11 protein-coding genes are annotated in these 12,789 nt (G+C 47.1%); 1 reads left to right on the forward strand and 10 read right to left on the reverse strand.

All coding sequences use genetic code 11. The features are described from left to right. Window positions 1-14: 14 nt before the first annotated feature. The 8 genes from pheT to infC form a co-directional block, all read right to left on the reverse strand. Window positions 15-2,411, reverse strand: coding sequence for a phenylalanine--tRNA ligase subunit beta (gene pheT / locus KNQ11_RS08440; RefSeq protein ID WP_149427702.1), 2,397 nt, complete (start codon window positions 2,409-2,411; stop codon window positions 15-17). Window positions 2,412-2,423: 12 nt separating this feature from the next. Further along, entirely contained in the window at window positions 2,424-3,446 is a 1,023-nt protein-coding gene (gene pheS / locus KNQ11_RS08445; protein WP_035396564.1) for a phenylalanine--tRNA ligase subunit alpha, read from the reverse strand. Window positions 3,447-3,754: 308 nt separating this feature from the next. Next, window positions 3,755-4,540 (reverse strand): TrmH family RNA methyltransferase, encoded by a 786-nt coding sequence (locus tag KNQ11_RS08450; RefSeq protein WP_369792088.1) that lies wholly within the window; start codon window positions 4,538-4,540, stop codon window positions 3,755-3,757. Then, complete coding sequence (locus KNQ11_RS08455; protein WP_064299521.1) at window positions 4,515-5,597, reverse strand: M42 family metallopeptidase; 1,083 nt, start codon at window positions 5,595-5,597, stop codon at window positions 4,515-4,517. The genes KNQ11_RS08450 and KNQ11_RS08455 overlap by 26 nt, the downstream gene beginning before the upstream one ends. 12 nt (window positions 5,598-5,609) lie before the next feature. Further along, window positions 5,610-6,092: a dUTP diphosphatase gene (locus tag KNQ11_RS08460; RefSeq protein ID WP_023469014.1), complete on the reverse strand. Its 483-nt coding sequence runs from the start codon at window positions 6,090-6,092 to the stop codon at window positions 5,610-5,612. Between the two features lie 118 nt (window positions 6,093-6,210). After that, window positions 6,211-6,570, reverse strand: a complete 360-nt coding sequence (gene rplT, locus KNQ11_RS08465; RefSeq protein ID WP_012371057.1) for a 50S ribosomal protein L20 — start codon at window positions 6,568-6,570, stop codon at window positions 6,211-6,213. Between the two features lie 37 nt (window positions 6,571-6,607). Continuing rightward, window positions 6,608-6,802, reverse strand: a complete 195-nt coding sequence (gene rpmI / locus KNQ11_RS08470; RefSeq protein WP_023469015.1) for a 50S ribosomal protein L35 — start codon at window positions 6,800-6,802, stop codon at window positions 6,608-6,610. 27 nt (window positions 6,803-6,829) lie between these two features. Further along, the gene (infC, locus tag KNQ11_RS08475; protein ID WP_029342318.1) at window positions 6,830-7,360 is read right to left on the reverse strand and encodes a translation initiation factor IF-3; all 531 of its coding nucleotides are present in this window, start codon (window positions 7,358-7,360) and stop codon (window positions 6,830-6,832) included. 434 nt (window positions 7,361-7,794) lie between these two features. On the opposite strand from infC, the gene KNQ11_RS08480 reads away from it, so the two are divergent. Continuing rightward, window positions 7,795-9,264, forward strand: coding sequence for a catalase (locus KNQ11_RS08480; protein WP_023469017.1), 1,470 nt, complete (start codon window positions 7,795-7,797; stop codon window positions 9,262-9,264). Between the two features lie 51 nt (window positions 9,265-9,315). Here KNQ11_RS08480 and KNQ11_RS08485 read toward each other — a convergent pair whose 3' ends face one another. Then, window positions 9,316-10,521: a glycoside hydrolase family protein gene (locus KNQ11_RS08485; protein WP_214723784.1), complete on the reverse strand. Its 1,206-nt coding sequence runs from the start codon at window positions 10,519-10,521 to the stop codon at window positions 9,316-9,318. A 219-nt stretch (window positions 10,522-10,740) separates the two neighbouring features. Further along, on the reverse strand, window positions 10,741-12,681 hold the full coding sequence (gene thrS / locus KNQ11_RS08490) for a threonine--tRNA ligase (protein ID WP_029342321.1): 1,941 nt from the start codon (window positions 12,679-12,681) through the stop codon (window positions 10,741-10,743). Between the last annotated feature and the right edge of the window lie 108 nt (window positions 12,682-12,789).

Below are 12,789 nucleotides of genomic sequence, written 5' to 3' on the forward strand. Positions count from 1 at the left end.
TTTGTTTATCCTGATTATGCGCGAAGTTCCGCATTGAACGTTTCTTTCACTGCATCTACGACTCGCTGTTGCGCTGTCGTGATTTCTTCATCGACTAACGTCCGTTCTTTGTTTTGATAACGGAGGGAGAAAGCAAATGATTTTTCATTCTCTCCGACGTTCTCACCCGTGTAGACATCGAACAATTCGATCGTCTTAAGAAGTGGACCGGCTGCTTCCGTCATGACATCGATGATGGATTGCGCCGTCACTGATCGCTCGACGACGATTGCTAAGTCGCGTGTCATTGATGGGAAACGTGAGATTTCCGAGTAGACCTGCTCTTCTTTCGAACGTAGTGCCATCGCCTCTAATTCAAAGACGTACACTTCTTTTAGACCATACTGTTCTTTTGACAGACCAGGATGCACTTGACCGACGAATCCGATCGCTTCTCCGTCAAGCAAAATGCGCGCCGTCCGTCCTGGGTGCATCGATGGAATGCTCGCTGCCTCGAACGTCAACGTGATACCGACTGCAGAAGCGAGTGTCTCGACGATTCCTTTCATGACGAAGAAATCTGTTTTGACGAGCGTTCCGTGCGCACGGTGTTGTTCTGACACACCGACTGCGACGCCACCGATCATTTCTTGTTCAATCGGGAGTGTCTCAAGTGACGCATCCCGTTGCAGATAAACACTGCCGAGTTCATAAAACGCGACATCGGCATGCTGTCGTGCGACATTATGCTGCGCGACTTCAAGGAGTCCCGGAATGAGTGACGTCCGCAGTGTCGAACGTGCTTCACTGATTGGCATCGCCAGTTTGACCGGATGCAAATCTTCTCGTTCATTGAATTGCATCGCGCGTTGTTCGCTCGTCAATGAATACGTGATGGCTTGCGAAAGACCTGCTCCCTGCAATGTCCGGCGTAAATGACGACGGTGAATGTTCCGTTTTGGTAAGAAGCCACGGCTCGCTTCAGACGGTAAGCTTGAAGTCAGTGCATCATATCCGTAGAGACGAGCGACTTCTTCCGCTAAATCAGCTGGAATTTTCAAGTCTTGGCGGCGAGTCGGTACGCTGACTGTCAAGGCATCACCCGATAATTCAACACCGAGACCAAGACGTTCGAGTAACGTTTGCATGACCGTTCCTTCGATCTCCATACCAAGACGGTGATTGATGTACGAGACACTCGCTTCAATCAAGTGATCGTCAAGCTCGAGCGTTCCAGCTTGAGCGACACCAGCCTGAACCGTTCCACCCGAGAGTTCAGCAATCAAAGTTGCAGCCCGATCGAGTGCTAACAAGACACGACGTGGATCAACGCCCTTTTCGAAACGGGCACTCGAGTCCGAGCGAAGTCCAAGAACACGGCTCGTCTTCCGGACGGAAATCGGTGCGAAGTAAGCTGATTCTAAAATGATCGATGTCGTGTTTTCATCGACTTCGGTATTCGCTCCACCCATGACACCAGCAAGCGCGACCGGGTGTTCACCGTCAGTGATGACCAGCATCGAAGAATCGAGCGTCCGCTCTACTTCGTCGAGCGTCGTGAACGACTCTCCTGCGTGCGCTTGACGCACGACGATCCGTTTTCCGAGTTTTTCAGCATCAAATGAATGAAGCGGTTGACCTGTCTCGAGTAAGACGAAGTTCGTAACGTCGACGACGTTGTTGATCGGACGAATGCCGTTCGCAATCAAGCGGTTTTTTAACCAAGTCGGTGACTCTTGAATCGTCACGCCTTGAATTTCTCGTGCCGCGTAGAACGGGCAGTCCTCTGAATCAAGCGTCACGTCGACTGCCGTCGCAGTTTCTGCTTCGTTGACTTCAACGACCGGGAAAGTCGGTGTCGTATCGTAAAGCGCCGCCACTTCGTGTGCGACACCATACATGCTGAGGCAGTCCGAACGGTTCGGCGTTAATCCAAGCTCGAGGATTTCATCACGTAGACCGAGTAACTCCAAAACGTCTTGTCCTGGTGTGACTGGTTCACGGAACGTATGGATCCCGTCCTGCTCATCTTCTCGGATATATTTCTTTTCGAATCCGAGTTCTTCGAGTGAACAGATCATCCCTTCTGAGACGACACCTCGCAATTTGGCACGTTTGATTTTAATACCTGGCAGGCGAGCTCCGACGCGTGCGACGATGACATCTTGTCCGGCTTCGACGTTCGGTGCACCACACACGATTTGGACCGGTTCGTCTTGCCCGATGTCGACCGTCGTGACATTCAATTTATCTGCTTCTGGATGTTTTTCTTTCGTTAATACACGTCCGACGACGATGTTGTTCAACGCTTCATCCCGGACATCTACGCCTTCGACTTCGATTCCGCTCTTTGTAATCAAATCAGCCAAATCTTGTCCTGATGTGTGACTGACATCCACATATTCGTTCAACCATTGTTTTGAGACTAACATCTGCGTTCCCCCTTAAAACTGTTCGCTGAAGCGAACGTCATTCGTATAGAAGTGGCGAATATCATCGACACCGTATTTCAACATGGCAATCCGTTCGATACCCATTCCGAATGCGAAACCTGACATTTTCGTGCTATCATATTCGGCCATTTCGAGAACGTGAGGGTGAACCATTCCAGCGCCCAGAATTTCAATCCATCCCGTCTGTTTACAGATGTTACATCCTTTACCGCCACATTTGAAGCACGAGACGTCGACTTCGACGGACGGCTCCGTGAACGGGAAGAAACTTGGGCGTAAGCGGACTTCACGTGCTTCACCGAACATCTGCTTCGCGAAGGCTTCAAGCGTTCCTTTTAAGTCTGCCATCGAAATCGATTCTCCGACGACGAGTCCTTCGACTTGCATGAATTGGTGCGAATGTGTCGCATCATCTTCGTCTCGACGATAGACTTTACCTGGGCAGAGAATGCGGATCGGTTCTCCTTTCGAAGCGAGCATCGTCCGTGCTTGGACCGGTGACGTATGCGTTCGCATCAAAATTTCTTCCGTGATATAGAACGAGTCTTGCATGTCACGTGCCGGGTGATCCTTCGGTAAATTCAACATCTCGAAGTTGAACAGATCTTGCTCGACTTCTGGACCTTCGGCAATCGTATAACCGAGTCCGACGAAGATGTCTTCGATCTCATCCGTCACCTGTTGCAAGAGGTGCGCATGACCGACCTTTTTCGGACGTCCTGGTAACGTGACGTCAATTGCTTCCGCTGCCAGTTTCGCATCCATTTCTTGTTGTTTGACAGCTGTCAGACGTTGTTCCAATTGCTCCTGGATCGCTTGACGGACCGTATTAGCGATCTCACCGACGACTGGTCGTTCTTCCGCTGATAACTTTCCCATTCCTCGTAATACTTCTGTGATTGGTCCCTTTTTCCCGAGATACTTGACTCGGACGTCATTGAGATCTTTTTGTGTTGTTGCCTGATCGACTAATGTCAACGCTTCATCGCGTAATGCTTCTAATTGCTCGCGCATCTTTCCCACTCCTTTAGTTGAAGATATAAAAAAACGTCCCTCCGGCAAATGCCGAAGGGACGATGTAAACACCGTGGTACCACCCTTGTTTGACTTTTCAATCGAAAAGTCCTCCAATTGCGCGATAACGGGCGCATCCCGTCACGATCTCTCGTGCGACTCCGGAGTGAATTCGGTTAGCAGATTCACGAAGCAGTTTTCAGTCTACGACCGCTTCTCCCTGATTGAATCGTTCCCTAACGTACTCTGTTCCATCAACGTCCATGATGTATTCCTGATGTTCACTTTAGCATGAACGCTTGTCGGTTTCAATCCACGCTTGCAAAATGATAAAGCAAAATGCCAGCCGCTACTGCCGCATTCAATGACTCCGCTTTACCACGAATCGGGATGTAGGCACGCTCATCACAATAAGAGAGCAATTCTGGCGCAACGCCTTGTGCTTCGTTCCCGATGATCAAACCGAGTGCATCCATCGGTGCGATCGTTTGATAAGACGTCGCTCCTTCTAACGCCGTGCCAATTACCGCAATTCCTTGCTCGTGCAGTGCATTGACTGCCTCTTCGAGCGGCATGGAGATAACCGGTAGATGGAACAGCGATCCTTGCGTCGCACGGATGACTTTTCCGTTATAGACGTCAACTGTTCCCGGTCCGACGACGACACCATCGAATCCAGCTGCGTCAGCTGTCCGAATCATCGTCCCGACGTTCCCTGGATCTTGCAGACGATCGAGCAACAAATAGCGTCCTCGTTCTAATTGCGCCGAAGCTTGTTTCATCTCACAGACAGCGAAGATGCCTTGCGACGTTTCAGTCTCAGCCAGTACTTTGATGACGGCATCATCAATCGTAAAGACATCGGCATTTCGTTTCCAAGAACCGGGTACTTGATACGATTCACGCACGATCAATTCCTTGACGATTCCAGCGCGAACAGCTTCTTCAATCAAGTGTTCTCCTTCAATTAAGAAACGGTTCGTCTGCAGACGTCCTTTTTTCGTTAAGAGTTTTTTCCATTGTTTAACGATTTCGTTCTTTGCTGATGCGATGTGCTTCATTGTTTTATTACCCCTCGTAGATCGCTTGGACAGTCTCCGCATCCAGACGTTTTGTCACAGCAACGACTAGATCGACGGCTGCTTCGAAATCGGCTTTATGCATGATTGAGACATTCGTGTGCAGGTAACGAATCGGTACAGTCAATGCAAGTGATGGAACACCTGTATTCGATAAGTGGAACTTCGCTGCATCCGTTCCGCCACCTGGTGTTAAGTCCAGTTGATACTTGATATTTTCTTCTGTTGCGACTTTCGTCACGAAATCGATCAATCCACGATGTGCGATCATCGACGCATCGAACATGATGACTTGAACGCCTTCACCTAATTTCGACAATGCTTCACGATCGGTCATTCCTGGCGTGTCACCCGGGATACCTGTATCGACAGCAAAGGCGATTGATGGTTTGAGCAGGTGCGCGACAGTTTGAGCCCCACGTAATCCGACTTCTTCCTGAACAGTCGCGCCTGCGAAAATCGTGTTCGGATGTCCATCTGCTTTTAAGCGTTTGATTGCTTCGATTGCGATGGCACAACCAATCCGGTTGTCCCACGCTTTTGCCATCAAGAAGTTCTCATTTTTCATCACAGTAAATTCGCAATGTGGAACGACCGTATCACCCGGACGAATTCCCCAACCGTCGACTTCTTCTTTTGATGAAGCACCGATATCGATGAACATGTCTTTAATGTCGACCGGCTTATTGCGCGCTTCCGGTGGTAAAACATGAGGTGGTTTTGCACCGATTACACCTGGAATGACTTCACCAGATGACGTCACAATATTCATACGCTGTGCCAAGAGGACCTGACCCCACCAACCGCCGAGTGGTTGGAAACGAAGGAATCCTTTTTCATCAATCTTCGTGACCATGAATCCGACTTCATCCATGTGACCCGCAATCAATACACGTGGTGCATCTTCGCCTGCGCCTTTATGTTCAGCAAAGAGACTACCGAGACCATCTTGGTGGAATGCTTCTGCATGAGGTTCTAAATATTCACGCATGAGGCTCCGGACTTCTTTTTCGTTTCCCGGTACACCTGTTGCGTCCGTGAGACGTTTTAGCATATGTAATTGTTCGTTCATCTGATTTCCTCCTTAGTAACCGTTGTCTTGTCGCACATGGTTTGCTTCATTTTTAGAAATGTAAGCCTTGAAAATCATATCCTGTGTAAAGCCTAGTGTAGCACCTAATGCAAGGTATGCACCAATCAGAACATCATAACTTTGTTCCGTCCGCGAGATCGCAAAGACGTTCGTTTTGTTATAGACGTCTAAAAAAGCATCTGTTGCTGTCAAATAGAAGTCACCTTCAGTAAAATGACTTTTCTTGTAATCAAGTGCTAGACCTAGTGAGAGTAGAAAATGGACGCCATCGACATATTCCTCAAGAATTGTGACTTGAGCGGATGGTCCCTTCTTCGACCAGAACTTAAAGCAACGTGTCTCGTTCGCAAGTTCACCGAGTTCGACCAATAAGGCGAGCAGACGCTCGTCGAATTGATTGCCTGTCAATTGATGTTCTGACTGAATCCGTTTATCCAACTGTTCTTGCATCTCAAAAAGTGTCAACCAATCCATCTTTAATTCTCCTTCTATCTAAAAAAATCATATGACCGTCTCATCGACGTGCCTTCTTATTTTATCATTAAATCGAAAAAAACGTCGGAGAATTAAATTCCCCGACGAATTGTAGAACTTAAGCGTTCAATTTTGCTTTTGCTGTGTCAGCAAGTGAAGCAAATGCAGTTGCATCTGTAACTGCGAGGTCAGCGAGCATCTTACGGTTAACGTCGATACCTGCTAATTTAAGACCATGCATCATGCGGCTGTAAGAAAGACCGTTGATACGTGCTGCCGCATTGATCCGAGTGATCCAGAGGCGACGGAAGTCACGTTTCTTTTGACGACGGTCACGGTAAGCGTACATGAGAGATTTCATGACTTGCTGTTTCGCAACCTTGAAGAGTGTATGTTTCGAGCCGTAGTAGCCCTTAGCTAATTTGAGTTGTTTTTTACGACGTTGACGAGTCGTATATCCGCCTTTTACGCGTGGCATATAAATTCCCTCCTAAATCTGTATACGATTGGATAAATTACTTCGCGATCATGTGACGGATGCGTTTGAAGTCACCCGTAGATACCATGCTAGCTTTACGTAATTTACGTTTCGCTTTTGTTGATTTGTTACCGAACAAGTGGCTTGTGTAAGCACGACCACGTTTCAATTTGCCAGAAGCAGTACGTTTGAAACGTTTAGAAGCACCGCGGTGCGATTTCATTTTAGGCATGAGAGATTCCCTCCTACTTCGATTCGATTAGTCTTCTTTCTTAGGAGCAAGCACGAGGAACATGCTGCGTCCTTCCATCTTCGGTCTCTGTTCCACAACACCGAACTCACTTAAATCCGTTGCGAGGCGTTCGAGAACGCGTTTACCGATTTCCGAGTGAGTGATGGCACGACCGCGGAAACGAATGCTCGCTTTCACTTTGTTACCATTCTCCAAGAATTTCTTCGCATTACGGAATTTCGTTTGGAAGTCGTTCTCCTCGATCGTCGGGCTAAGACGAACTTCTTTCATCTGAATCACTTTCTGATTCTTCCGAGTTTCTTTGTCCTTCTTTTGCATCTCGAAACGGTATTTACCGTAGTCCATGATCTTACAAACTGGCGGCGTCGCTTGTGGAGCGACCATGACGAGGTCAAGTTCCGCTTCCTCTGCGAGACGTAGCGCTTCGTTGCGTGATTGGACACCTAGTTGAGCACCATCCGCTCCGATAAGACGAACTTCCCGGGCACGGATGCTTTCATTGATTAACAGATCTTTGCTAATGGTTAGCACCTCCATCGTGCATTGCACGAAAAATGAATGATAGAAAACGCTATAAAAAAAGCGTCGGCAGTTCTTCCCGCCCACACTCATAAGGAACGTCAAAGCATAGCAGTCGCTACACGTTGCGTATCTTCATGATGAACCAGTACGAGTCGTCATACATGGTGAGAAGCGGGATGCTTCTGCTTTGTTGTCATTTCACTTTGCTATCATAGCACTTGTTTTCCCGTGATGTCAAGCCGCTTTCTATGTTCTTACAGAACGTTGCTCACATACTTGATTATAATAGCAATCCTTTGACGGATAAGCAAGAAGTTTCTAACCTGTTTTTCACGGGTACACTCTTAACATGGAAAAAAAGATTCAGAACATTCGCAAGCAAAATTGTTTATTTAGAATGATTATTGTTTTATAATCAATTTAATCTTACATAAGGGGGAGAATAACAGATGACTGAAAAACGATTAACGACCAATCAAGGTGTACCAATCGGAGACAACCAGAATTCACGTACGGCTGGACGTCGCGGACCAACGTTATTAGAAGACTATCAATTAATTGAAAAGATGGCCCATTTCGACCGGGAACGTGTACCTGAGCGCGTCGTACACGCTCGTGGATTTGGTGCTCACGGTGTCTTCACTGTCAAAAACTCAATGAAAAAGTACACGAAAGCAGCGTTTTTACAAGAAGAAGGGACAGAAGTTCCTGTCTTTGCCCGCTTCTCGACTGTTATTCACGGCACGCATTCTCCAGAGACGCTCCGCGATCCACGTGGGTTCTCTGTCAAATTCTACACAGAAGAAGGAAACTGGGATTTCGTCGGGAACAATCTTCCTGTCTTCTTCATTCGTGACGCAATGAAGTTCCCGGATATGGTGCACTCGCTTAAACCAGATCCGCGCACGAACATTCAAGATCCTGACCGTTATTGGGATTTCATGACACTTCGTCCGGAATCGACGAACATGCTCATGCATCTCTTTACGGATGAAGGCATTCCTGCAAGCTACCGTAAAATGCGTGGTTCTTCCGTCCACTCATTCAAATGGGTGAACGCTCATGGCAATACGGTTTACGTCAAACTACGCTGGGTACCGAAAGCTGGTATTCATAACCTCTCAGCAGAAGAAGCAACGGAAATTCAAGGAAAAGACTTTAACCACGCTTCAAACGATACGTTCCAAGCGATTGAAGACGGAGATTATCCGGAATGGGATCTGTTCGTACAGGTACTCGATCCAGCTGACGTCGATCAGTTCGATTTCGATCCGCTTGACGCGACAAAAGATTGGTTTGAAGATGTCATTCCGTTCCAACACGTCGGTACGATGACATTGAACAAAAACGTCGACAACTACTTCGCTGAAACAGAATCTGTCGGCTTCAACCCAGGTGTCTTGATTCCAGGGATGTTACCATCTGAAGATAAGTTGTTACAAGGTCGTCTGTTCTCTTACTCAGACACACAACGCTACCGTATCGGAACGAACTACCAACAACTTCCGATCAACTGTCCGTTCGCACAAGTGAACAACTACCAACGTGATGGTGCAATGCCAGTCGGTCAGCAAACGAGTCCGGTGAACTACGAACCAAACCGTTATCAAGAAGAACCAAAAGAAACACCAGAGTATACGGAAGAAAACCAGCCGTTACTTGATGATAAACACGGTCGTCTCGAAATCGAGAAGACGAACAACTTCGGTCAAGCCGGCGAAGTATACCGTCGTTTGACAGAAGACGAGCAAGCAGCTCTTCTGAAGAACCTCGTCAATGATCTCGAGCAGGTTCGCCATGAGAACACAGTCTTGCTCGCAATCTGCAACTTCTACCGTGCTGATGCTTCACTCGGTCAGAAACTATCAGAAGCGCTTCAAGTCGATATCGAACCGTTCTTGCAACAAATGCGTTCGTAATATGACAGACACAAGCACCCTCGACGCTAGTCTTGGGTGCTTTTTTGTGTCTTAGTATGGAATGAAATCGTAGCGTTCTGCCGTCTTGTACGTGAACTCATTAAGTTTCTTGAATAAGACGATTTGATCGAGGCCAACCTGCTTGACTGTATTTTGTTGCATATAACGTTTTTGCTCTGCCGTGAACGTATTATAGATCGGAGCATAGCCATTGCTTTGGAACGGTTGCATTTGAATCGCCCGATCTGCGTCTTCAAATCGATTGTAGCGAATCGTTCCTCCGACAACTCCTCTACCGAGAATCGTCATCGCTTTTCCATCCGCCCGGTGCACGTTTCGAATCGTATTATAACGGACCGTTGGATTCTTCCAGTTCATCATCGAAATCGCATAATCCTTTGTTCCATCAATCGTATTTTTTTCGATCCGCACATTCGTGTGTAATCGATTTTCTGTATATTGATGTGTGCCAATTGCCACGTTGATGTTACGAAACAGGTTATTGCGAATCGTGATATCTGCATTCGGAGTTCCATCTTGTTTCGACCACTTCCAGTTGAACCCCTTTGTGATTGGGTCTGGTGTATCGAGATTAATCGATTCATTCGGACCTGTATTCGGTATCATGACGGCGTCGACGAATTTCATGTTTTCGATGACTGCCTTTTTCGTCGCATCAAGTTCCATTGCATGTGAACCCTTTTGATTCCGTACTGTGATGCCACCAATATACAAGTTTTGATTATGAGCAATAGCGAACGCTGAACCACGCGTATATCGATTCAAGTCGATTTGTGCATTCCCTTTTCCGATGATTTTAACGTTTTGTGAGCCATCATACTTTCCGACCTTTTTGTTCAAACGCAATACGGATGGAGCAACAAGATCAAATACACTGGTCGTTGAACTAATCTTCGTCGTTCCTGTCTCCGTCGTCTTCTTGATGATGACGCCATCTTCCAAGATCACCGTCGTATTGGACGGAATACCGACACGTAGTGGAGACAGATATGTTCCTTTCGTCAAGACGAGTGTCCCGCCCCCCTCTTTTTCAAGACGTTCCAAATAAGAGCGCATCGTATAATGGTTGCGCGTCTTTGCGTTATAAGTCGTATATTTACGAATCGTCGGGTCAATCGCTTCTGTTTTTGGTGTGATCCGGTACGTCTTTTTAGTCGTCGCCGCATCCGCTTCACCCGGATGAATACCGATTACCAATGAAGAGGTGATGAGAACAGCAAGAGTCGTCTGTTTCATTTTTTGTAACTTCCTTCCCATCCTTCAAAACATTCCATCCAATGAAGGTTTATTATAGCATTTATCCAATTAAAGGAAAAATAATTTTCGGTTATGTTGAATAGATTCAGCTGAATGATCTACCTTTGTCATCGGCATGCCGCTTCCTTCTTTTAAGTATCACATCACAAAAAAAGTCCGCCCTACAGTAGCAGGACGAACTCTTTCATGAGGCTAGAATTATTTTGAACGGTTCGCGATTTCTTGCTCTAAATCAGCGACGAATTGTTCAAGTGATGCGTTGCTTGAGTCTTTTGAACCGTAGCGACGAATGTTGACTTCGCGCGATTCGACTTCTTTGTCACCTAGAACGAGCATGACTGGTACTTTATTGACTTGTGCTTCACGAATCCGGTATCCGAGTTTCTCGTCACGGAAATCTGTTTCGACACGAATTCCTTTTTTCAGCAAGATCGCTTTGATTTCACGGGCATAGTCTTCATGCACTTTAGAAACCGGAATCAATTTCACCTGGACCGGTGCGAGCCATGTTGGGAACGCGCCTTTGTATTCTTCGATCAAGTATGCGACGAATCGTTCCATCGTCGAAACGACACCACGGTGTAAGACGACCGGACGGTGATCTTGTCCGTCATTTCCTTTGTACGTCAATTCGAATCGCTCTGGTAAGAGGAAGTCGAGTTGGACTGTCGAAAGCGTCTCATCTTTACCAAGTGCTGTCCGAACTTGCACGTCAAGCTTTGGTCCGTAGAAGGCAGCTTCGCCTTCTGCTTCGAAGTATTCGAGTTCGAGCTCATCCATTGTTTCTTTCAACTCACGTTGCGCCATTTCCCAAATCGCATCGTTATCGAAGTACTTCTCTTTGTCCGCTGGGTCACGGTACGAAAGACGGAATTTGTAATCCGTGATTCCGAAGTCAGCATAGACTTCTTGAATGAGGTGAACGATGGCTTTGAACTCATCTTTCATTTGGTCAGGACGGACGAACGTATGTCCATCGTTAAGGACCATATAACGAACACGCTGAAGACCAGTCAAGGCACCAGACATCTCATAACGGTGCATACCACCAAGCTCCGCGACACGAAGCGGTAAATCACGGTACGAACGCGGTTCGTTCTTGTAGACCATCATGTGGTGTGGACAGTTCATCGGACGAAGAACGAGTTCTTCATTGTCCATCTCCATTTTCGGGAACATGTCATCTTGATAGTGATCCCAGTGACCCGATGTCTTGTATAGATCGACTGAACCGAGAACCGGTGTATAGACGTGCTCATATCCAAGTTCGAGTTCTTTATCGACGATATAACGTTCGACCGTCCGACGGATCGCTGCTCCTTTTGGTAGCCACATCGGGAGTCCTTGACCGACTTCTTGAGAAGTGAAGAACAAGCCAAGTTCCTTCCCGAGTTTACGGTGATCCCGCTCTTTCGCTTCAGCAAGGAAGTGGAGATGTTGTTTCAACTGATCTTTTGTCGCCCATGCTGTACCGTAAATCCGTTGTAACATCTTGTTTTTTGAATCCCCACGCCAGTAAGCACCAGCAATGCTCATCAATTTGAAGACTTGTAGCTTCGCTGTTGCTGGAACGTGTGGTCCACGGCAGAGATCGAAGAATTCGCCTTGACGGTAAATCGTCAAATCCTGATCAGCAGGAATCGATTCGATCAATTCGACTTTCAACGGATCATTGAGTTCTTTATAGATTGCAAGTGCTTCGTCACGCGAAACGACTTCGCGTTCGATCGGCAAGTTCTCACCCGCGATTTTATTCATCATTTTCTCGATTTCTGGTAAGTCTTCTTCTGTCAGACGACGTTCCATATCGATGTCATAGTAGAAACCATTCTCGATTGTCGGTCCGATCCCAAGATGAATCGTTTCATCTGGATACAGACGTTTGATGGCTTGTGCCATCAAGTGAGCTGAAGAGTGACGAATCAAGTCGAGCCCTTCTTCTGAATCCGGCATGATCAATTCGATTGTGCCGTCCTCTTCGATTGGACGACGGTAATCGATTGCGTGCCCGTTTAGTTTGGCAGCAAATGCTTTTTTACGAAGTCCTGGGCTGATTGAAGCAGCAACTTCTTCTGCTGTCGTACCGACTGCGAATTCCTTTACGGCGCCATCTGGAAATGTAAGTGCGATGTTTGACATGACTGTTTCCCCCTTTAACAAAATAAAAAAGACTCATCCCTAAAAAGGGACGAGTCTTAATCTCGTGGTACCACCCTCGTTCCCGGACCAATGTTGGTTCGGCTCGAA

It is taken from the genome of Exiguobacterium sp. s39 (assembly GCF_018618925.1).
GTDB classification, from domain to species: Bacteria; Bacillota; Bacilli; order Exiguobacteriales; family Exiguobacteriaceae; genus Exiguobacterium_A; species Exiguobacterium_A abrahamii.